The sequence below is a fragment of the Olleya sp. UBA1516 genome (assembly GCF_002323495.1).
Classification (GTDB): Bacteria; Bacteroidota; Bacteroidia; order Flavobacteriales; family Flavobacteriaceae; genus Olleya.
Window position 1 is genome coordinate 131,076 of sequence record NZ_DCQO01000011.1, and the last position, 24,231, is coordinate 155,306.

At 31.7% G+C, this 24,231-nt stretch carries 16 protein-coding genes; 5 read left to right on the forward strand and 11 right to left on the reverse strand.

All coding sequences use genetic code 11. The features are described 5' to 3' along the window. Positions 1-6 precede the first annotated feature (6 nt). From B2989_RS07455 to B2989_RS07470, 4 genes are read right to left on the reverse strand one after another with little or no spacing between them, the layout of a single operon-like run. The gene (locus B2989_RS07455) at positions 7-1,974 is read right to left on the reverse strand and encodes a tetratricopeptide repeat-containing sensor histidine kinase (RefSeq protein ID WP_292946689.1); all 1,968 of its coding nucleotides are present in this window, start codon (positions 1,972-1,974) and stop codon (positions 7-9) included. Between the two features lie 27 nt (positions 1,975-2,001). After that, entirely contained in the window at positions 2,002-4,245 is a 2,244-nt protein-coding gene (locus B2989_RS07460; RefSeq protein ID WP_292946693.1) for a tetratricopeptide repeat protein, read from the reverse strand. Next, on the reverse strand, positions 4,245-4,901 hold the full coding sequence (locus tag B2989_RS07465) for a DUF1266 domain-containing protein (RefSeq protein WP_292946696.1): 657 nt from the start codon (positions 4,899-4,901) through the stop codon (positions 4,245-4,247). Before B2989_RS07465 ends, B2989_RS07460 begins: the two co-directional genes overlap by 1 nt. Before the next feature lie 3 nt (positions 4,902-4,904). Continuing rightward, complete coding sequence (locus B2989_RS07470) at positions 4,905-7,391, reverse strand: hypothetical protein (RefSeq protein WP_292946699.1); 2,487 nt, start codon at positions 7,389-7,391, stop codon at positions 4,905-4,907. Between the two features lie 412 nt (positions 7,392-7,803). On the opposite strand from B2989_RS07470, the gene B2989_RS07475 reads away from it, so the two are divergent. The 3 genes from B2989_RS07475 to B2989_RS07485 are packed head-to-tail and all read left to right on the forward strand — an operon-like array spanning position 7,804 to position 10,139. Then, entirely contained in the window at positions 7,804-8,940 is a 1,137-nt protein-coding gene (locus B2989_RS07475) for a hypothetical protein (RefSeq protein WP_292946702.1), read from the forward strand. 39 nt (positions 8,941-8,979) lie between these two features. Continuing rightward, positions 8,980-9,654, forward strand: a complete 675-nt coding sequence (locus tag B2989_RS07480; protein WP_292946704.1) for a hypothetical protein — start codon at positions 8,980-8,982, stop codon at positions 9,652-9,654. Positions 9,655-9,710: 56 nt separating this feature from the next. Continuing rightward, a complete protein-coding gene (locus tag B2989_RS07485; protein ID WP_292946707.1) occupies positions 9,711-10,139 on the forward strand; it encodes a hypothetical protein in 429 nt (142 codons plus the stop codon). A gap of 143 nt (positions 10,140-10,282) precedes the next feature. Here B2989_RS07485 and B2989_RS07490 read toward each other — a convergent pair whose 3' ends face one another. From B2989_RS07490 to B2989_RS07520, 7 genes are all read right to left on the reverse strand, one after another. Next, a complete protein-coding gene (locus B2989_RS07490; protein WP_292946710.1) occupies positions 10,283-10,657 on the reverse strand; it encodes a hypothetical protein in 375 nt (124 codons plus the stop codon). Between the two features lie 79 nt (positions 10,658-10,736). Next, positions 10,737-11,357 carry a hypothetical protein gene (locus B2989_RS07495; protein WP_292946713.1) on the reverse strand — a complete coding sequence of 207 codons (621 nt, stop codon included), beginning with the start codon at positions 11,355-11,357 and terminating at the stop codon, positions 10,737-10,739. Positions 11,358-11,517: 160 nt separating this feature from the next. Further along, the gene (locus B2989_RS07500; RefSeq protein WP_292946716.1) at positions 11,518-12,033 is read right to left on the reverse strand and encodes a GNAT family N-acetyltransferase; all 516 of its coding nucleotides are present in this window, start codon (positions 12,031-12,033) and stop codon (positions 11,518-11,520) included. A gap of 133 nt (positions 12,034-12,166) precedes the next feature. Then, entirely contained in the window at positions 12,167-12,580 is a 414-nt protein-coding gene (locus B2989_RS07505) for a hypothetical protein (RefSeq protein ID WP_292946719.1), read from the reverse strand. 119 nt (positions 12,581-12,699) lie between these two features. Next, positions 12,700-17,700: a DUF4132 domain-containing protein gene (locus B2989_RS07510; protein WP_292946722.1), complete on the reverse strand. Its 5,001-nt coding sequence runs from the start codon at positions 17,698-17,700 to the stop codon at positions 12,700-12,702. Between the two features lie 140 nt (positions 17,701-17,840). Then, positions 17,841-19,172, reverse strand: coding sequence for an exonuclease domain-containing protein (locus B2989_RS07515; protein WP_292946725.1), 1,332 nt, complete (start codon positions 19,170-19,172; stop codon positions 17,841-17,843). Continuing rightward, positions 19,169-19,942: an XRE family transcriptional regulator gene (locus B2989_RS07520; RefSeq protein WP_292946728.1), complete on the reverse strand. Its 774-nt coding sequence runs from the start codon at positions 19,940-19,942 to the stop codon at positions 19,169-19,171. The genes B2989_RS07515 and B2989_RS07520 overlap by 4 nt, the downstream gene beginning before the upstream one ends. 52 nt (positions 19,943-19,994) lie before the next feature. On the opposite strand from B2989_RS07520, the gene B2989_RS07525 reads away from it, so the two are divergent. Beyond that, positions 19,995-21,209 carry a DNA polymerase Y family protein gene (locus B2989_RS07525; protein WP_292946731.1) on the forward strand — a complete coding sequence of 405 codons (1,215 nt, stop codon included), beginning with the start codon at positions 19,995-19,997 and terminating at the stop codon, positions 21,207-21,209. Beyond that, positions 21,209-24,166 (forward strand): DNA polymerase III subunit alpha, encoded by a 2,958-nt coding sequence (locus B2989_RS07530; protein ID WP_292946734.1) that lies wholly within the window; start codon positions 21,209-21,211, stop codon positions 24,164-24,166. The genes B2989_RS07525 and B2989_RS07530 overlap by 1 nt, the downstream gene beginning before the upstream one ends. Positions 24,167-24,231 lie beyond the last annotated feature (65 nt).

The window sequence follows — 24,231 nt, forward strand, 5'->3', positions numbered from 1 at the left end:
AATGTCTTAATTTATAGGAATGTCTATGGTAATTGAAGTTCCGTTTCCAGAACTACTATCAATAGTGATTGAACCCTTAACTTTTTGTAAACGTTCTTTTATATTACGAAGCCCAATACCTTGTTTTTTATTGGTTTTAAACCCTTTGCCATTATCATTTATTACAATGTTTAGGTAGTCTTCATGTTTAGTCAATTGCACTTCTGCTTGTGTTGCTTGTGCGTGTTTAATAATGTTATTTACTAACTCTTGTACAATGCGATAGGCATCTGCCAAAAGGTCTTCAGGTAGTTTATCAATGTCTTCTTCTGGAAAGAAAAAAGTTTGAATAGCTAATGTTGTGTTATTAGTAATTTGTGAGACAAAATCGTTTAAAAAACTAGTAAACCCTATTTTAGAAAACGATAAAGGATGTAATTGATGAGAGAGACTGCGTATGTCAATACAAGCATTTTCTATAGCAGTGCCAATACGTTTGGCTTGTGGTTCTGTATTGTGTTTTTCAACATAATGTTCAAAAGCTATTTTTATACCAGCTAAATCACTTCCAATACCATCGTGTATATCTCTTGCTAATCTAGCACGTTCTTCATCTTGACCTTCCTGATAACGCTCTATTACAGATAATTTATGATCCTGAATCATTTGATTAATTTTCTGCTTTGCATTTTCCTCTTGTTGAAGATTTAATTGTTTCTGTACTCGTAATCGCTGTATATACAACAACCTTAAAACTATTAGTGTTATTAAAACTAACACAAAACCAGCAATAAATGCGTTTCTAACAAAACGTTGACGTTTTAAGGTAAGTTCGGCTTTTTGTAACTCGGCATCACTTAATTTTTGTTCTTTTTCTAATAACTTAATTCGTGTTTCTTTTAGTTGTGTCTCATAACGTTCTTGTATTTTAACAACATATTTTTCTTTGTCAAGAGCGTTTTGTTCTGCTACTGTAGTGATTCCTTTTCGATAAAAAGTTAATGCATTTTTATAATCACCTTCGTCTTGATATAATTGTGCTAAGTTTTTGTAAATATCAGATTTGTAGCTAAGTAAAGATTGTTCTTCTCCTAAAGTTAAGGCTTCCTGAAAATAATTTATTGCTGCTTTTGTATGTCCTAATTTACTTTCGCATAAACCTAAGTCGTTTAGCACAATTACAATATCTGACGTAAAATTAAGTGCTTTTAATTGTGTTAATGTTTTTTTTAAAGCCACAACAGCTTCTTCACATTTACCTTCTTCCACAAGCATTTGCGAAAGGTTGATATTTATATACGCAATAACAGCTTTATTGCCTTCTTTTTCTCGATATCCAAGTACCGTTTGATAGTGCTTTCTGGCTTGGTCAAACTTGTTTTGCTCTTTTAAAATATTAGCAAAGTTAAACAAGGTTACCAATACACCATCATCGTCTTTTAAAGCACGATATAAGTTTGCTGCACGATCTAAGTTTTCGGTTGCTTTTTTATATTCTTTTTGAAGCACATAAAGTGTGGCTATATTTTGATAGGCATTGGCCTCTTGTACTTTATCATCATTTGCCTTAGCATAACTTAAACATTGTATAAAACTATCCATTGCATTGGGATAATCACCAAGGTTTTTATAGCCCAAGGCTAAAATGTTATAGCAAGCAGCCAGACCATTAGTAATGTTTAACGCTTTTAAAAGTGTAATTGCTGCTTTTGTTTCTTTAATAGTACTTTTATAATCTCCTGAAATATTACCTAAATTACCTAAAGCATAATGCGCTCTAATGGTTTGTAAATCTATTTTTAGTCGTTTACTTTCCTTTAACCAGTCCTGTGCTGCCTTTTTAGCAACTATTGGATTGGTATATAAGTTTTGTGCGTAGGTTTGGGATAACGAGTCAATTAATGGTGTATTAGCAGATGTTTGAGCAATAACCCAAGTATTAATTCCTAAAAAAAGGAATAGTGCTATTAAGGTATGTTTTGCTTTTAATGCCATGTAATAAAAAACGTAAATTTAAGATGTTTAGACAAAATAAGAGGCTGTTATTAATGATTTGATTTGTAATAATTCATCTTTTTCTGCTTCTGTCATTTCAATATCCAATAGGCTATTACTTTCTAGTAAATTATGTCTTAAAAACAAGTCGTCTTTATAGTGCTGATCTGCATAGGTTTGCTGTTCTTTTAAAAGGTTTTTGTTGGGTTGGTCTTTGCTTAAAAGCATAGCATTATACTTATGGTACTCACTTTTATTTTCCATACCTAAAGCACATTCTTTTAAAGCACGTGCTAAAAGGTTGTATTCATCTTTAGGAAAACCAAAAAAGGAGGCTTCTAAATAGCTTTGTATTAGGTCCCAATAGGCATTGTATGCAGCTGTATAATGTTTTTCTTTTTTTAATAACTCAGCGTAATTTAAATCTAAATGCCAATCCCGAATCTCAGGAAATTGATTTTTAATAGTTTTAGATAGTTGAAGACTTTGTGAATCATCATAGCCTTCATTAGCACATTCTAAGGCTAACTTTAGATAATACGTTGTGTTTGATGCTAATTTAGAAGCTTCATATAAAGCATTGGCTCCTGATTTATTATCACCTAAAATCCAATGTAAAAATCCATTGTTACGGTAATCAATAAATGAGGTTGGTGTTTCAACTAAATCTGCTGTTGTAACATCCTCTAAATAGTCTGGTTTTGTAATTAAAAAATCATAAAAACATAGCCAATGCAATACAGGATATAAATGTGGGTATAATTTATCTTGTTCGTGGTTGTAGATGGCGTACTTATAACATTCTTGATAATCACCTTTTTCTAGAAGGGCTTCAACACCACTATTTATGGTTTGACAATAATCATTGTCACCTATTTTGTAAAAGTAAATCTCTTCATTTAAGTCTTCTAAAAAGGCTGTGTAATTTTGATTTTTTTTATGATAGTCCATACGCATACTATACAACCAAGGAGCATAAGAATGCATAGGATGCGGAAAATCTTGAAGCGCTTCATTTATAACCTTTAATGCTGCATCATGTTGCTGTAAATTAACTAAGGCTTGTGCTTGAAAAAACAAGGTTTTAAGTGTAGGCGTTTGTCCTTTATGAAATTGCTCTACAATATTTAAAATACCTTGCCAGTTTTTTATGCGGTTATTGACTTCTAAAAGATAAAAAAGATATTCGCTTAAGCGTAATCCATTTTTAAAGGCTTCGTGATAAGCAGCACCTGTTTGATTGTAGTCTTCCTTGGCATAAAAATAGTGGGCTTTAAGTACTAATAATAAAGGATTATTAGGGTTTTGCGCTAAACCTTGCGTGACACAAATGTTAAATATTTTTTCGTTACCTGTGTGGTAATAAGCCGAATTACCCACTAGTAAATAATGATGTTGTGCTAATTGCCAACCAGAATCTGCTAAACCTTGCATATAAGCTTTGTACTGCTCAAAATTTTTGAAGTTTTCCTCTGGAAAATCAGGTGTTTTAGGTGCTCTTAACATTTGAGCAACTAAGTCATAACGCATAAATGTTTTAGCATAATCAGCTAATAAATAACGAGTGCTTGGTGTAAGGTCTAATAACTTCCATTCGTTTTTCCAAAGTTTGGCAATTTCTGCAGATTTATTATTCCAAAGGGCTAATTGTATGTGCACTAAACTTTGACTTTCTTGATCTAATTGATCATCTAATTGTAAGCCTTTTAAAATGTCTAAATTATGTGTGGCAGATGCTAAACCTAAAATAGCTTTATAATCTGCAGCTTCGTCAGTGTCGCATAATATTTGTAAGTATTCCGACTGTACTTCATGTAATAAAAATCTAACTTCGGTTAAAGCGGGATAACATTCTAAAATATATTTTAAAATTAAAATAGCATCAGTAAAACGTTTTTCATGTTTAAGTTTTAAGGCATAATGAAGATGTAATGTATCATTATATGGAAAAGCGACGACTGCTTTTTTGTATACAGATTCCTGACAGTGTTGGTAATGACTACAAAGTAATTCGTAATCCGAAGCTTGGACTTCGTTTAGACTTTCTAAAGCTTCCAAATAAGACTCCATTACAGGCATATTTAGGTCTTCAAAAGCACAAATGTATAACATAACGATACGATAAAATCTAGCGTAATCTGTTTCGTTTAACTGTTCAAAATGTTCTTGGACTGTAGTAATATGCGATGATAAATGCGAGTAAAGATTAGCTGCGTAAAGTTGTTCTGCACGCTCAATATGTTGTATTAGATCTTGTCTTGTTTTAGTCATTAGTTCCATGTTTTAAACCAATTGGCATGTTGTACGTTAAGGCGTTGGTAGTGTTCCCAAAGGGTTTTTGTTCCAGGAAATTTGCTGTTGTCCTGCTCAGTTGCTCCTAAAACAAATTCGTCACCCAAACACACATTACGATGAAATTCTCCCCAACTAGAAAATGTTTTTTTTATGGTGTCGTTAGCATCTTCCATACGTAAAATTAACTCGTCAGTGTTTATATAACCTACAACTGTAGCTAAGCGCATTAGGTAAATGTAGTAGGCTAGTTCATAACCAATAAATTGTTGGTCCTTTAAGCTAAAACGATATGTCCATACCATTTTATATTTGTGTTTAAGTTTTGGATTTTCTAACGCATTATATTTACCATCAAACGTCGTGGAAGTATCCATTCTAAGCTCTGTTGCTAGTTTAGTAAAAGTGTTGGATACCATTTGACCGCTTTGGTAACGTTGCAAGCTGTTGCGTAAATGCAAACCAGATGCAATACCATGTAGCTTTAGTAGTCTTTTAGCTTGTTTGATTTGCATTTGGTCTTCACTATCAAAACCAGACCAGCTGTTAAGGTTTGCGTTATTATGGCCTTTTTTAAGTAGTAAAGCGGATAAATTTAATTGTTGTTGTATTTGTGGTGTTATGTCTGCTGTCATTGTCTAAGCATTTAAGTCGTTTACAACTTGTAATAAAGTTGTTTTTAATGGATCAGAATAAGCTCCGGAGTTAGCCATAGCTTTTAATCCTAAAGCATAAGTCATAGCCATGTTAGAATCTTTTGCTAATTGTATAAACAATTGTCTACAAAGGTTTCCGTAAGGTTCTAATGGTGTTTCTGGTGCTAAATCGGTGTCCAACAAAGTCATGTAAAGCGCTTGTATAAATCGCGCTTGTAATCCTGTTGTATCTTGTGCTAGCCAAGATTTAAAAGCTACTATTTTTGTGCTTAAAACCTCTAGTAGTTTAGTGTTATTAGTAGCTTCGGTTTTATAATGTTCTAAATTATGTAATGCTTTAGTTATTAAAGTATTGTCTATCGGAATGTCCTTTGCGTCTATTTTTGTTAGCAGACCTTGTTCTCTAAGGATATTGATGTTTGTTGTTGCTTCTTCTTTAAAATGAAAGTTGTAAATACTTGTAATGGTTTTGTTTAAAGCAGTATTATCTATAAAACCATAACTTTTATCAATACTATAATTATAAATATACTTGGTCGTTTGTTGGTTTAATTTGTCTGGATTTAATTCTTGAAGAAAATCGGCTAGATAAGTTTCAATCTCTGTAGTAATAGTAGTAAAAACGCTATTACTATCTTGTTTCTGTTTACTTTTTTTATGAAAATGAAGCATACGATTGATGCTTTTATTTAAAAAGAAAGTGACATCGTCTTTAAGACTATTAAAATAAATACCAGTGCGTAATCCTTGTGTTTTTAGCATGTGACTTACCCAAACAGCTTCCGTTGTTACACTGTAATAATAATCGCCTAAAAAGTTATACCAAGACTGAATGATATTAAGTTTTAAAGGTGCTTTTATATTTATGTAATGTGATTGCGCAAACAAATTGCATTGATCTTTTATAACATGATCAATGTTTTTAAGTGCCCAAATTTGGTTTACGCGTGTATAGTTTCCAGAGGTTTTGCATAATGAGCTTAAAATGCTAACTAATAAGGGTAGGTTTTTTGTTTTTATGGTGTCTGAAGCTTCTGTTGCAGAGTGTGCTAATGCTAAAGCAAAAGATTGTAACACCTCACAATCAGCTTCATTATATAGTGTAAGTAACGCTTCGCGAGCATCATAAAACATAAGTATTAAAAACTGGTTTAAAGGATCATTTATACCTGCTGTTTCAAAAGGAGCCAGCCATTCTTTTAAATTATCTTCAATTTTAAATACTGTTGTAATTAAATACGTTCCTGTAATTTGAAAATCACTATTATCTAATCGCAAAATAGGAAGTTTGGACTTTGGATTTTTAGTTAATGTATGAAGAAATAAGTCATTGTAAACTGTTTTTTGAGTCTCAATTCCTGTTTTAGGATGACACTTTTCAAACCAAAACGGAATGAATGCTACTGGTAGTGCTTTAGTAGTACTATCAAATAAAAAAGGTTTAGCATAATCTTTAAACGTTTCGGTGTAAAAATTACTGCTTTCATTTACTGTTAACCAATCTAACAATCTTAAATAGCAGGCGTCCAATTGCGTTTGCGTTAAATTTTTAGTGTTAAGTTTAAATAGTATCACATCACCAGAATCCCATGTTTTATTGGCTAATGTATGGAGTAGAGGATATAGTCCCTCATTTGTTTTTATATTTAATAAAGCGTCACTTTTATCTTCAATAAATGCATAACGCTCTTTAATAGCTTGAAGTGCTTGTATTGCATAATCTAAATTAGTAGCATAAAATTGTGCTAAATCATCAGTAAACCAATGTGCTATTATATTATAAGCATTAGGTAAGTAAGGTTTACCAATAGGTAAGAGGTGATGAATATTGCTTATTAATTGTGTCCAATCGCCTAAATAAAAATGATTAACAAACGTCTGATTTATTTTAAAAGTGTGTGAGGTATAGTCTTGATTGGTTTGATTAACAAAATATTGCCCATTTAATATCTCATGTTTTAAACACTGCTGAATTATAAAGTCTGAGCTTAAATAATCTCTGGTATCAAAAGCTGTATTTAATAAAAATTTTGAGAGTGGAATTGAAGCGTCCGACGGACTTTGTACAAGTAATTTTATAACATTAAAAACACGCGTTTGAAGCGATTCCTTAACCGTTTTAGATGTTAATAAGCTTAAGCTGAATTTTAAAAAATTAACTAATAAATCACTACTTTTTTTTTCAGGATAAAAGCCATAATCTATCAAAGGAAACCATGAGGCTACAAACTCTAATCCCTGATTTTGGTCTGCATAAACCTCAGGATGATAATATAGTTTTTGAGCCAATACGTTTGTAAAAACAGAGGTTGTTGATTGGTTGGATATGCTGTTTTTTGCTTGTATGTAGGTTTCCGTATCTTGATAGTTAAGTAACTCTAAAGTAGTCACTAATGCTTTTGTTTCATTTGGATTTAAAGTGCTATTAGTTAGTGTAGCTTCTATTTTTGTTTTAAAAATTACTGACATTATATGTAGTGCTTTATTTGCAATTTTGCTGTTTTAATGCTATCAACTAGTTGAAAAATTAGTTTTAACAAAGTTGAGGTTATCATTAGTTTTTTTTATCACTGAAAAGGGTGATTTTTTATTTTTTAAACATAATTAGTGCAAAAATTTTAATCTGATAAAAGGACTTGTTAAGGATTGTAAACACCTTATTACTTTTAAAACAATCATAAAATAACACACTAATTAAAGCGTGCTTTTTTGTTTTAAAACGCACTAAAAATTTTAGCGTCCAAAATTGAGTATTTCTAGATATCATTAATTTCAGTGATTCAGCTCAGTATCCTACAATCTAATTTTGTCGTGTATTAATAAACACATCAATTATTACCAATTATCTATTTCAATAAACAGTTTAAAACACGCTATTTTTATGAGAAATAAATTATTTTTTTTCGCACTATTATTAGTCTTAAGTACGTCTTGCAGTAAAAAAAGTTATACGGTTATGCATAATGATTATTCTATGCTAACAGGAGATGAGGTAGCCTATCATTTATCTAAAGACCTTTTAAAAATAGAGATTGTTTATACCCTAAACGAGCCAAAGTTGGATAAACATGAAAGAAACACACAATTTATAAATAACAACGCAAAAGTAACTATTGAAGATCCTATTAAGATTACACAATTGTTGGTAGCAGATACGTCCAAAACCTATTTTATAATAGGTCAAAAAGTGTCAAATACTTTATTTGTAAATACAAGTGAGACGCCACAAAATAGTATAGCCAAAGACAGTATTTATGTTTCTGCAAATAGTGTAAAAAGTAATAATGTATTATCCTTTTTAACGGATTCTAATATTGAAGTTGGTGCGTATAATTCAGTTTTAAATATAAAGAATAACATGTCAAAAATTACAACAAAAGATGAAGCTGAGTTCGCACTAAAATTGTTGCATTTATATAAAAAGCAATCGACTAGAAAAGACGATAAAGAAAAGCGTTACATAAAAAAAACTAAGCTAAAATATACGGTCATTATTGATCCTTCAAAACGCTACGTTAAACAAGGTCATTGGTCTGCCACTAAAGACAATAAAATATATCACACTATTGCGCCAGATCACCTTTTTGGAGAACACGTGACGTTAAACGATGTTGTAACTTTACAACTACCAATGCCAACAACGGAAAATGTAACAGAAGTAGCGACACAAAAACCATTGGAAGGTGTAGCGTATCGTAGTTTATCTACTGTAAAATTTACGCTTTCGCTGAATGATTCTCGTGTAGCATCAGATTCATTATCATTATCGCAATTGGGTACTATTAAAACTATTAAAATAAAAGATTTGGAGAAGTCTAATGAAGGTACTGTTACCTTATTTAAACCAATAACCCAAAACAATCAACTAAGTACAAAAGAGAAAATAGAGCAGCTGGAGTATGATTCTAGCAAAGCTATTGAGGCTTCACAACTAACTATTAAAGCAGAATACACTGAAAAATTGAATACAATCGATTTGGTTATAAAATCCGTAGAAAATCGTATTAATCAATTCTAACCCTATTATATCATTTTAGTTATCCTTAAATCTATAGCAATGCACAAATTAATGACACTAATTACTATAATTTTTTTGACGTCATGTACTGACCATATTATAGATTCTACAACCTCAAAAATAACTTTAGCATTCCAAGATAAGCAAGATTTAAAACCTAAACATTTAAAACATTTTATTCCGGAAGGCTATACGATTATTAGGACAGGAGGTAAGCTAAATAAAGTTAAAGCCTATTTAAATACAGATGATATTTATGACTACGCTGTATTATTATCCAATGGTACTCAGCACAATGCTTATGCTGATGCAACACGTGTAACCCTTGCTATTTTTGAAGGACAAAAAGACGGAACCTTCAAACTTAAAAGCCAAACAGGTAATTTGACTTATGCTTTTATTTATACTTCTGTAGAAAAACAATTGACCGTTTTAAATAATAACGTAATTACTTTAAAGCATCAATCCATGAGACATGATTACCAATTAAAATTTAAATATCAAACGGATTATGAGAATTACATGTTAATTGGTTCGGACTACAATAACTACGGAAATGCAATGCATATTGGTGCTGGAAAAGTAACTACCAATTTTATTTATGGTATCAGAAAATCTACCATTGATTATGTAAAAATGACGTATTCAAATAAAGATTTATATCCAATATCAATGGTTAACAATGACAATGTATATGATTTGATTAGTGATTAGTATTATAGTGATATCCAATAATGAATTAGAAAAAACAAAGATTTAAAATAAACCAAATGGAAACAGATTTAATTATAGAAACCAGAGAAAAAGCAAGCGACTTATTTAATAAAAACTACAATGCATTTATTGCAGTACAACCAAGAGTAGTCACTATTCAAGACGAAGCATTTACGCTGTATAGTTTTGAAAAAATGATTGCAATAACTAATATAGATGGTCTAGAAGTTAGCGAAGCACGTGCTTTAAAAGCTTATGTAAAGACTTTAAAAACCATTTTGGGACCAACTATGTATGATCAAAAAGGAAAACACTGGTCTATGTTAATGTTGTCAAGCAGTATTACTATTGGTAGTAACACAGAAGGAGATTTGTTGTTTATAGATAGACATGATAGTAAAACTTTGTACATTTTTCGTCATGATGATGGTAGTCTGTTTAAAACTAAATGGACTTTAAATAAATTAATTAAGGCGTATTCTTAATAAATTAAGTCCTAAGTAAAAAACAAGTTTAAGCTTTAAAAAAAAAGACCAATTACAGATTTGTAATTGGTCTTTTTTTTAAGTTTTAGTTTAAAAAGTAAATTAATTTATTACTTCATTTTTAAAATTTTATAAGGAATAATTTAAACAGCAATACGGTTAATAGCTTCCATTTTTTTTAGGATAATAGGCACAAATAAAGCAAACTTAGCATTAAATTCTTCTTGTGTTTTTGATGTATTTAAATTATTACCCATTGTAATCCAAGTTGCATATAAAGCATCTTCAAAATCATTATTATCTGTATCAATATTTAAGGCTTTAATCAAGTTAAAATTTTCATCTTGACTGTAAAATCCTGTAGAATTAACAATTTCAAAAACTAACTCAAAGATACTTCTGGTTTCTAAAATCTCGTTGATTTTAAGTTGAGGTGCGTTGGATTTACTTATGGCATCAAATACATCAACCATTAAATTTTGCACTCTTCCATTTATGCTAAAGTCTAAATATTTCAAATCTTTTAATTTTAAGTTGTAAAAAAGTATTTACTGTTAATCAGGTTTAAATAACAGTAAATACTTGGTGTTAATTATTTTATTCAGATAATGGGATATGTCCAGTAATGCGTCCTTCTTTCACAATAAATAATATGTCAGAGATAGCTGCATTTCCAAAGCTATCATCATTCCAGGTGTATTCATGTAGGTATACAAATTTATTTAGCAGCTGTTGATCTGCATTTCTAGAAATAGCCATCATACACGTACGCCTAGCCAATGACACCAACAACTCATCTGCTTCTAACAACTCATGTGCTTTTAACATATGTGAAACGGATAAGATTCTTTCGCTAGAAAAATCATTACCACTAGAGGTAACCACTTTGTTGTCAAATGTTTCAGAATATTCAAACACAGTGTTGTAATTTTCTAAGTTTTGAAACGCTTGTTGTGTAATTTGTTGGCCATCCATTGTCTCTAAATGTTTTTTTGTTAAAAACACAAAATTATCAGGCGTATCTATACCGTAACCAATAACAACTTTTGGTCCGTTTTCAGAGTTTATTAAATTAGAATTTAAAGCACCAGCTTTAAGACCAACCCAAGATCCAGGTTTTAAAATAGGATAGATTTTTTGATCACTTTGCTTTGTTTGCGCAATGATTTTTTTAACTGCTTCTTGAGGATTTTCTTTTCCATGAATGGCTTTGCTCATAATACTATTTGTTTAATTATTTACTACAAATTTATAATCCAACAGTGTTTTTTATATCACGGGATTCAGCCATTTATAGATTTAATGGTTTACTTTTTGAGCATAAAAAAAGGTGAATACGCTTGTAAACACCTTTTAAATATAGTTTAAAAATAGGGTCTTAATACTCTAAAAACATAACGTGATTAGGGTTGCTATGTGTTTTTGAAATATTAAAATCATAAGCTCCAACTATTTTAAATCCCTTTTTGTTGTAAAACTGAATGGCCTTTTTATTTTCTACCCAAACCACAAGCCACAATCCGTTTTGGTTATGTTGCTTTGATAGTGCGATATTAAAATCCAATAATGTTACACCTAACTGTTTACCTTGAAAAGCATCTAAAAGATAAATTCGGTCTAATTTAGTAATGTTTTTATCACTTAAATTAGCGTTAGGCATTTCTAATTGTATTTTAGAAAATCCAGCCAATTGGTTATCATAATATAGTAAATGGTATACTGCTTTTTTGTTTTCAAACTCTTTAAAAATAGCGTCTGTATTATAGGTGTTTAAAATAAATCGGTCAATATCTTCCTTTGGCGCACTGTGTCCATGAGACTCTCTAAAGGTCTGTTGGCCTAAAGTTGCAATAAGCTTTGAGTCTTCGGGAGTTGCTTTTATAATTTTAATCATTGGCCTGAATAAATGCTAAAGTATAGTACTAATTGTTTTTTTGCAAAATTAGGTGTTTATGTATTATGAAAGCTAAAAAAAAACAGTCTTGATTTTAGTTTTGAAAACGTAACATCTACATCAAAAACAAATGCTACCAATAAGTACCAACTAAAAATGTTAATCTTATAAAAGCTATGACGCTGTCAGAGGATAATTGTAAAGGTGTTTGTAAGTCAGTTATTTCATTGTCATCTACAAAAACAACAAATAACCCGTCTTTAAATGCCAGTAGTACATTATTTATAGCTTGTTGTTGGTTGGCTAAATTAGTGTTGCTTATGTCTCCAAAATCTATTTTACCGCTATGTGCTTGTTCTTCAATTTGAGTAGGTGTTAAAAAACCAATGACATTTACTGCAGTACGTTTTGTGTTAAAGGTATCGACTTGGTTTTTAACACATGCAATTAGTAATGCTTCTAAGTTTTTTGGCGTTTGATTTAAAGTAAAAGGGACTTCCTTTACTTTTTTTTTGCCTAATCTTTTTAATTGTAACGTGAATATCATTTTATGCTGATTTTTTTGCGTTAAGGATTGTCGTGGAAAGCCCACAGTGCGATAGCACGAGGACTTGCAACAGAAAGCCTGACCTCGCCTAAGCGAGGTAACGCCCTAATAATTTAAAGTTAGCTATTTATTTGTGCTAAAATAGTTGGATCTTGGATGGTATTATCCTCGGACAGTAATTTCATTTTAGAAACAATTTCGGCAGATTTTGGGTCGTCGTCAACAAACGGTAAAAATAAACGTCCTCTATGTTGACTATGTACTGGAATTATGGATAGTGACAGTCCGTTTTTGCTGACTTGTCCGCTTCCTAAATGGATGCTATAGTCACCCAAAGTCCCTTTGATAAAGATATGACGCTGTTTTACTGTAATGTTTTTTAGTTTGAATAGTTTTGCAGAAGCCAAAGCTAAAGCAGCACGCATTTGCATGGTACTATGACTGGCTTCTGGATCCACACCACCAACATGAGCGACGCTTACAACTAGGTCAATATCACGCATGACTTCGCTGAAGATGACCTCCGGAATTTCTGTTAACGGAATACGGTTGTAGTTATCTATGGATTGAAAACAGATGTCTTCCAGAGTTGGTGCTTCGGCATCTGAAGGCGAGTACCAGTCTGCCATAGCGTACATTGTGGCAATAAACCCATGTTTGTGATATACTTTTTGTAAACCATCTTCCATGCTTACAGTCCAACCACGACTTCTTAAAAGTGCTACGGTTTTTTTAGGTTGTATCTGGTGACCTTGATAGCGTTCTGATCGGTTACTATGTTCACGCTCATCTGCAGTCATAACATACAGTTCTCTAAACACTTGCTTAAATGGTTGTGTGATACGCGCTGCAAATAAGTATTCTTGATAAAGGTCCCATTGTACTGCTTGGTATAAATGCCAGGCGTGAGCAATAAGTAATACGTCGTCTTCTGCTAAAGTATGTTGCGTTCCGGTCGCGTCTGTCAGGCTACCATTATTGTAAAACCCTGTGATTTTTTTCTCTGGGACAATTAGTACTAATTTAGTTAACATCGCTTTTACTATAGGATGTTGCATCATATTACTAATCTCAAGTGCTGTAAATTGGTCCTGATTAACCATTGCATTTTCTAACGATAAACGTGTACGACTGTATTGTTTAGATAAGTATGTTTTATTGTCTTTTAAAGCAATAACTTGTTTGTCTTTACGCAGTTTTGCAGGAATGTTTTTTAAGACTTTATCTGCTTTAGATACTTTAATTGTGGCTTTACCAATATTGGTAATTAATAGCTGGATTACTGTATCATCAATAGTGACAACCGCTTGTTCCATAATAGCTTTTGTGGCTTTAGCTTCCATTGCCCAACTAAATCGGACACGATCTTGATACCCAGCATTTCGGGATAGATTGTCTAATGCTATGGTTACTGCTGCTGCTTCGCTTTCTTGACGTTGTGCACCAAATTGTTTGCTTTCTTTTAAAAAATCTTGAAGTAAGTTATAACGTTTTAGTAAATCTTTTTCAGGAATAGTTTTGCTTAGCGGAATTAATCCTAATGCGCGCACGTAATCTTTATCACGTTTGTCTTTAATTTTTTTAAGTGTTTCTGTGATTTTTACTTCGCCTAACATGACACTAGAATATAGTTTGACTTGTCGGTGTCCATTACCATCAGAAATATATTTAGCTGCATCGTGAAGCAGTTTCCAGTTGGTTTTTCCTAGGGTTTTATAAACTTTATTAAACCAATCTATATCTATAGCTCCTAATGCAAAATCGCTTTTAGGGATGTTAGAATAGCGAGAGATAATGGTTTCTTTTTCGCTATTCATATAATCCGAAGCGTGTGCTTGAAACCACCAAACTGCATTGTTTAAGTTTTGAATGTTTAGATATATGCCAACGACTTCAGCCCATTGTGTTGCGTAGCAAGCAAGCTCTATCAAGCGTTTTTTAGGTAGTTTTGCTTGGTCAGCCAATCTTGCAAAATCCGTATAGCTTTCTGTGTCTTTAAAGGTTGTCTTTTTTAATAGATTACTAAAAATTGTTTTTTTACTATCACCATAATAGCTGTAACCACGCTCAAAATTGTCTTTTCCTAGACGTTCTAAAATTCTAAACACATAAGCGACACCTTCAACCTTATGGATGGAATTTATGTAGGTTGTCGCAGGAGTTGTTAAATCGCCACGTTCTAATTCGGTTTCTAATAAATTAGTTTTTAAAGGCATAAAAACGTGTTTAGCAACCATGTTGCGTTCAAAGCCATTTTTGTAATTCATCCTATAATTAAAGCCACCATCAATAACCGTCATTAGTTCTCTTGAGTGTAAGGCTTGTAACAATAAATCGTCATCATTAATTAAGCCTTTTTTGTAAAGATTTAAGGTGATTTGTATATCAGGAAATTCTAAATTACGTGGTTTTGTGTTAGCTTCTGTAATGACTTTAATATCTGTAGCGTCATGTGGATAAGCTATATTTTGAGCTATTAAATACATATTAAGACACCAATACTTTAATAGCTGTTTATTAGAGAATTGATTTAGATAATTAACACTAAAACTTGGTACTAAAGGCAGTATAACAGTAGTCCAATGGTAAGTAGTTGTATAATATTTGTCACTATCTTGAAATGATGTAAGTTTATATTTATCAGGAAAATTGGCAATCATATCCTCAAAAATTGAAAACTTGAATGATCCAATGGTTTTGGTGTCTGAGTAAACCCTAAATAACCGTTTTAAAATAGTATTATATGTATTTAATCTTTGCGAATAATTTTTAGTAGCATCTAAATTTAATCCATTTAAATCTGGATAATATTGTCTTACAAAAGGTTCTAAAGCTTTATAGTTTCCGAAGGGATAACTACGGTTATTGATATAACGTATTGCAGCATACAATTCAAAATCATTAAGTTGACTTTTTTCATACCATTCTATCCATAAATTAGCTAACGGAATGTTATGTAAATGGTCCTCTGGAGTTGCTGTGTCATCTAAGCGTTTTATGGCATATAGTCCCTTTTCTATATATAGCGTTCTAATTTCGCCTTGATAGCTTTCTATTTGATATTCAAAGTTTCCGTTGGAGGTTACTAAATTAATTAAATGGTTAATCTGAGTAATAATCTTATTAGAATCTATAAATTCTTTAAATTTAAATTCAGAAGATTTAGATGTTGAAATACCTAATTTATCAAAGAAATTTGTTTTTGATTTAAAATGAACTTGTGGTTGATAAAGTGGTGTTAAGTTATTATAATCTATAACACCAAAACCATTACTTAGATTATACTCTTGTGTGTTTTTAGAAAATTTATCTAAATAGACTTGTTCATTTTTAGTAATTTTAGGACGCTGATTGTAGTTGGTAATATGTTTTTTAATAAAATCAGGTTGTCTATTATCATCATGTAAAAGCGTCAAAATTTCTAAACCTGCAATGCGTTGATCTACATTTTTTGAAGTTATTAAATTGCTAGTACTTTGTCTTAAACGTTCCACAGGTAGTTTGATAACTAAATGTATTAAAGCTGTACGTAAGCCTTTATTTTTTCGTCTTAATAAATCTTCAGCAATCTCTAAATCGGCATCATAAAGGTGCATTTTACTAAAAATATTTAGGCCTGTAGCCATGACCAACTCATTCCTGTTGTAAATAGCTTTTCTAGCTAAAGCTCTTTTCCAGGAATATTGATCATAATCTAATTGTACTTTATTTTCTTGGCTTTGTTTATAATTGTAAAAAGAATAACTGTAATGTTTCGGAAATACTTTGCGTATATAAGATTCTCTATATTCAGTAGGAAACGCTTCAAATTCAGTAGCCATTAGCTCTAATTGCTGTTCTGTGGCACTATTAATTAAAAACTGAAAAAAGTATGTTGGACCAGGAGTAAAAGACCACCAAGAGAAAATTTTGCTTTCAAAGGTTGTTGCTTTTTTTGTAACATTTTTTGCAACGCTAAGTAATTTTTCAAAAGTAGTATTATCTAAGGTTGTTGAGGGTAAGTTAACAGCCATCCAATGGTCTAAGGCGTAATCTTTACCCAAATGTTGTATAAAATAGGGTACTAATGCATCGTTTGTTTTTTCTGTAGTCCAGATAAAATACAAGGCTAAAATTTTCTTGTTTCTATCTTCAGAATCAAAAACAATGTCTAAAGCTTTAAGATTTGCAGTATCTACATCCAAAATACCAATAGACCATAATGCGACTAAAACTTCTAAGTTATCTTTGCTTTTAAGTAATGTGTCAACTGATTTTAGATTTAGGATTAAAGATTGTGCTAACTCTAGCACACGATTAATCACTGATTTTTTAGGTGTTTCCCAATTTAATCCAAACCAAGTGCTTACAGCTCTGGTAACACTGCTAAAGCGCGTAAGATCATTTTTTAGAATACTATTGATTATATATTTAAGCGCACCAAGACTAGATTGGTCTAAGGCTTCTATAATGGTTTGGCGCAAACCTTCTTGACGCTGAGCAGCAAGTAATAGTTTAGCAACCATATCCCAATGGGTTTCATTTTCAGACAGTAATAACGCTTTTATAATATCTGCACTAACACCACCAATCTCATCCTCTGCTTGAATAATGTCGTCTAATAATGGGTCAAACATGGTTCCTGCATTATGCAAAATAGTAGCTAAAAAAATACTGTTTGCATTAGGATAATACACGCTATATTGAAAATGTTCTTGTAACGATAGTCCACCAAAACCCATACGACTATGCTGTAAAAACCTTGTAAAATGATTTAGTTTGTTAATTAAAATATCTTTAGATGGTTTAGATCTAAAAGCTTTACGCTTGTAATCTGTTTGATAAGGAAGGGTGTTCATAAAATCCCACATGGCAGACAAATATGGTGCTTGTACGACTCCATAAAGTTGTATTCCTAAACGCATGCCTTCCTGATTTGCCCAAGGATTAACAGTGATGGGATCGTCAAAAGCCTCTATAAAATCTGTGACATTATATCTTATGCGTTTGTCTTTTTCAATACCTCCTAAAATTTTAGCTAGTATCCTATAAGGTGTAGAGAATAATCTAAAGTCAAAACGATCAACTTCTGGTTTTTGATGTTTTTTAATGTATTTATTAGCTTCTTCTATTGGAACCATATGTTGTAATCCTTTACGTCAGTGTTTAATATTAACTATTTGCTTTTATTAAATAAAAGCTTAATTATTGACTGCAATATAAATGGAATTCAACTTTTTTTAATCACTGTATTTGGTGATATTTTTTGTTTCAATTATTATTACTTCAAAACCGTACGTAATATTTTCCAAACATCTAGATTATCTTTTTGAGGTATCAAAAAGGTTTCTAGATCTTCTGGATTATTGACTTGTTCAGACTTGTCTATAAAGCCATAACCCAAGTATATACTGTTTTTAATTAGCACAAAAGCTTCCTCTTGACTATGTCTTCCTTGTTGTTTTAATACTACGTTTTCTTTGTTGTTATTAATGTAATCAATTGCTGAGGTTACACGTAAATTGTAGTTAGTTACACTTTCTTCGTTTGCGCAAACACCTTTACAGGTTGTTATTTTGTAATGCGAACATTGTGCAACACCATCTTGTAAATGACAAAATTTAGGGCATAACGAAAACTTAGTACAGAGTAGCTCTAAATATTGTCTACAGTCTGTAATATTAGAAAACGTTTCAATTGGATTTGGTGTAGCTTTTAGTGTGTTAAATGCTAAATGCGTGATGCCTTGTCTGTCTTCATAACTAAAAATAGCATATGCTTTTGGAGTGCGTTTGGATACGACGTTGTATTCTGGATAGTGCTGCTTGATTGCTGCGTCTTCCATTAGTAAAGCAATAATCTCGCTTCCTGATAACTCAAAGTCTATATCAGCAGTGTTGCGACATAAGTCTAAGGACTTTTGTGCTTTACTGTAAAAGTGACTTAAAACACGTTTTTTAATGTCTTTTGCTTTACCAATATATATAATCTGTCCTTTTTTATTTTTAAAATAGTAAATACCTGCTGAATTTGGTAAATTATTAAAAACAGTGGTCGGTAAGTGAGAAGGTAATGTGGCTTCTTTAGACGATTTTTTTAAAAATTCAGCAAACACCTTTTCGGTTTCTTCTTGATTAAGTAGCATTTCAAATAAAACTACGGTTGCCTCTGCGTCACCTCTTGCTCTGTGTCTGTCTACAATATTAATATTTAGTGACTTGCATAATTTTCCTAGGCTATACGATTTATGACCTGGTAATAGCTTTCGTGATAAGCGGACTGTGCATAGTTTTTTTCTGTTAAATTCAATACCTAAAGCTTTAAATTCATTTCTAATAACATTATAGTCAAAGTTAACATTATGTGCAACAAAAGTAGTGCCTTCAGTTATTGCTAAAATAGCATTTGCTACTTCTGCAAACGTAGGTGCATCTGCAACAGTAGCATTGTCAATACCTGTTAAAGATGTAATAAAATCTGGGATGTAAACCTCTGGATTAACTAAAGAGGTAAACTCGTCAATAACCTGTGTACCATCATATTTAAAAATTGAAATTTCAGTAATCTTATTTTTAGACCCACTGGTTTCAACATCAATAATTGTATATATCATTTTATAGACTTCTCTAAAGCTTTTAATTCGACACCTAACTCGTTAAACATACCTAGAATACTGCTAATTTTTAACTCTTCTTGTGTGTATTCTTGTGTATTAATACTGCATGTAAATTCCCAAATTTCTAATACTTCATTAATTGGTACACTATAGTCATTATAGGTTTTATTGTCTGATATTAGTAATAATGAGTTGTTTAAATCAATATTATTATACACACGTTTATAAACCATACCGTCATTTAAAGTAACTAAAACATAGGTTCTGCCACTTTTAATTTCGCTTCTATCTTCTACAAAACGACCAATAACAAACGAGCCATCCTTCATTGGTAACATCGAGTCTCCTTTTATAGGAAATGCACGATGTTTTCCTGTAGGAAGAAAAGGTAGTTTTATTTTTTGAAGTTGCTCAATATATTCAGGATCGTCATAACCTGCTAAATATCCAGCCGAAGCTTTAACAGGTACGACTTCAATTAAATTTTCATTATCATCATCAACAGTAATTGGAAATAGGACACGTTGATTATTTAACTCTATAAAAGAGAAATCTTTAGCTTTAGTTAAGTCGTTGCGCAGTAAAATATCTATAGGTATTTTAAAGTAATCTGAAAACGAAATTAAAAACTCTAATGTAGGTGCAGATCGGTTCTCTTCGTAAGAGCCAATTCGCGATCTGGTAACATTTAACTCTTCGGCAATTCCCTCTTGAGATAGCTTTTTGAGATTTCTTAAATGTTTTATGTTTTTAGATATATAATTCATAATGCTACAAATATAAGCAATAACTACTTAAATATGTAGCTAATTTTGTAGCATGCAAAATAATATTTTACATCTAGATTTAGACACCTTTTTTGTCTCATGTGAGCGACTAATAGATAGTCGTTTACAAAAAAAACCTTTACTAGTAGGAGGTACAGGAGATAGAGGCGTAGTGGCAGCTTGTAGTTATGAGACTAGAGTGTTTGGTATACATTCTGGTATGTCCATGAAAGTTGCTAGACGCTTATGTCCAGAAGCTACAGTAATTAGAGGAAATGCTTCGATTTACACAAAATTTTCGCATCAAGTTACAGAGATTATAAAAGAGAAAGTACCTGTATTTGAAAAAGCAAGTGTGGACGAGTTTTACGCAGATTTATCAGGAATGGATAAGTTTTATGGCTGTTATAAATACGCGTCAGAGCTTAGACAAAAAATAATTAAAGACTCTGGATTACCCATTTCGTTTGGATTGTCTACCAATAAAATTGTATCTAAAGTAGCAACTGGTGAAGCCAAACCAAATAACCAATTACAGATAGATTCTGGTTTTGAAAAAGATTTTTTGGCACCATTATCCATTCGTAAAATACCATCTGTAGGAGAAAAAACCTATCAGGTGTTAAGAGGTTTAGGAGTGGATAAAATTAGCGTCATCCAACAAATGCCACTAGAGATGATGATTAGCGCATTGGGCAAAAATGGACGTACTATTTGGAAGCGTGCACATGGTATTGATAATCCACCTTTAGTCCCTTTTTATGAGCGTAAATCACTGTCTACAGAGCGTACTTTTGGAAAAGATACCATTGACATGGTCAAGCTTAGAACCACCATTTTTGCTATGGCAGAAAATTTAGCATTTCAATTAAGAAAGGGTAATAAACTAGCAGGAACACTAAGTGTAAAAATTAGATATTCAGATTTTAATACCTATTCTAAACAAATTAAAATATCATATTCTAGTGCAGACCATGTTATAATTCCTAAGGTTTTAGAGCTGTTTGAAAAACTATACCAACGTAGATTATTAATCCGATTAGTTGGTGTAAAAATTAGTGATATAGTAACAGGAAGTTATCAAATAGACCTTTTTGATGATACCGAAGAAATGTTAAGTCTTTACAATGCTATGGATACCATAAGAAACAGATATGGTGACTTAAGCATCATGAGAGCGTCTGCAATGGGAGCAAAAACCATTGGTAGATTTGATAACCCTTTTAATGGCGAACCACCAATTTTATTAGCACATCGTAACCAATAATGTATTTAAACTGTCACACATATTACTCCTTGCGTTTTGGAACTTTTTCTGAAACCGACCTTTTAGATTTAGCACAAGCTAACGCTTTGGATGCTGTAGCGTTGACAGATATTAACAATACATCTGCTTGTTTAAATTTTGTACGACACGCAAAAAAACGCAAAATTAAAGCAATAATTGGTATCGATTTTAGGGTTGGAGCACAGCAAAATTATGTAGGCTTAGCAAAAAATAATGAAGGTTTTAAAGCCTTAAACCAATTTTTGTCTAAGCATTCCGAACAAAAAATAAAACTACCTGATATTGCACCAGCATTTGATAATGCTTTCATAATCTACCCTTTTGAAAAAGTATTGCAGCAAAATAAAAATACTTTTGCTAAAAACGAGTTTGTAGGCGTGTCAATTAATGATTTGCGTAAACTTAGGTTTTCAAAAATAAAACAACAACAAAGTAAAATTGTTTTATTACAACCAGTAACCGTTAGAGATAAAAAAGATTTTAATGCACACAGATTATTAAGAGCCATAGATAATAATACATTATTAAGTAAACTTGAAAAAACGGAAGAGTGTAACCCATTGGATAAAATGTTGTCTTTGGACGAATTAAATACAGCTTTAGCTGAATTTCCTTTTATAATAGAAAACACAAAAAAACTAATTAAGCAATGCGATATCAATTTTGACTTTGGTGATGAGAGAGAATCTCAAAATCAAAAACTATACACAGACTCGTTTGAAAATGATTGTTTACTACTAGAAAAATTATGTGATCAAGGTTTGCCAAAACGCTATGCTAATCCAACATCAAAAGTGTTTACGCGTTTAAAAACCGAATTAGAGACTATAAAATCCATGCATTTTGTGTCCTTTTTTCTTATCAATCACGATATCGTGTCTTATGCTAAAAGTAAAGGTTATTTTCATGTTGGACGTGGTAGTGGTGCCAATAGTATAGTGGCTTATATTATTGGGATTACAGACGTAGATCCAATCGAGTTAGATTTGTATTTTGAACGTTTTATAAACCCATACAGGGCATCTCCACCAGATTTTGATATTGATTTTTCATGGAAGGATCGTGAGGATGTGACAGATTATATTTTTAGAAGATTTAAGCACACCGCATTATTAGCAACCTACAATACGTTTAAATATAGAGCAGTTGTTAGAGAGTTAGGTAAGGTTTTTGGTTTGCCAAAAGAAGAAATAGATAAGCTTAGTAAGAATAATTATGATGTCTCTGATTTGGATGATATTTCAAAATTGGTTTTAAAATATGGTAAATTAATTGAAGGTTTTCCAAATCATTTAAGCGTGCATTCTGCAGGAATATTAATATTAGATAAGCCTGTGCATTATTATTCTGCGACAGATTTACCTCCAAAAGGGTTTTCTACGGTACAATTTGATATGATTATTGCAGAAGATGTTGGCGTGTTTAAATATGATATTTTAGGACAACGTGGATTAGCAAAAATTAAAGAAGCACTAGAAATTATTGCACAAAATAGACCAGAATTACCACCAATAGATATTACAAATGTGGAGGCTTTTAAAAAAGATCCCAAAATTAATAATTTATTAAAATCTGGTGGTGCAATTGGTGCTTATTATGTGGAGTCACCTGCTATGCGTGGCTTGATGCAACAATTACAAACTCAAGATTATTTAGGTTTAGTCGCAGCTAGCTCGATTATTAGACCTGGCGTATCGGGTTCTGGTATGAAAGAAGAGTTTATTAAAAGACACCGTCATCCAGAAAAACGCAAAGAGGCACATCCAATATTATATAACATTATGCCAGAAACCTATGGTGTAATGGTATATCAAGAGGATGTATTAAAAGTGGCAAATCAGTTTGCAGATTTAACTTTAGGCGAAGCAGATGTGCTTAGGCGAGGGATGAGTGGTAAGTTTAGGTCAAGAAAAGAATTTGAAGCAGTCGAGGAAAAGTTTATTGCTAATTGCAGAAACAAAGGGTATGCTGATAACTTAATTTTTGAAGTTTGGAATCAAATTAAAAGTTTTGCTGGTTACGCTTTCGCAAAAGGACACTCGGCATCTTACGCAGTAGAAAGTTATCAAAGTTTGTATTTAAAATGCTATTTCCCGTTGGAGTTTATGACTGCTGTACTTAATAATGGTGGAGGTTTTTATAGCGCAGAACATTATTTTCATGAAGCAAAGCAACAAGGCGCAACTATTTGTTTGCCTTGTATTAATAAAAGTGATCATCCTAACAGGTTAATTAATACATCTATTTATTTAGGATTTGGATATTTAAAAAACTTAGAAGATTATACTGTTAATAGGATTTTAACTGAAAGACAATTACATGGTCCATTTAAATCTTTAGATGATTTTATCGATAGGATTTTGATTACTATCGAACAATTAACCATTCTAATAAGAATTGATGCATTTAGGTTTACTAATAAATCTAAAGTAAAATTACTGTGGGAAGCTATTTTTAAATTGAACGCTAAAGAAAAAGAGACCATACAATCCAAATTATTTAAAACAGATCATAAGCAATTTACATTGCCCAAATTAGATAATAATTGGATTGAAAATGCTTATGACCAAATGGAGTTACTTGGATTTCCGTTATGTAATTATTTTGATTTAATAAGTGAAACTAAGAATGATGGATTTTTTGCAGATCAAATGAATCAATTTATTGGCAAAAACATGCTTATTTACGGGAATTTAGTGACCACACGTTTTAACAAAACGTCACAAGGCAAACTAATGCGACTTAGCACATTTGTTGACCAAAAAGGAGCCTATTTTGATGCAGTACATTTTACAGATGTTGTTAATCAGTTTCCTGTTAACGGTTTAGGTGTTTATAGATGTTATGGAAAAATAACAGATAGATTTGGTTTTTACAGTATGAGTGTGGTTTGGAGTAAAAAGCTAGCAATACTTAAAGATCCTAGAAGCGTATAGTTAGCGTCGTAAATTTTAGATGTTTAATTTTTAGTACTCAAATCGTATTCACTTTCGTACGCAAA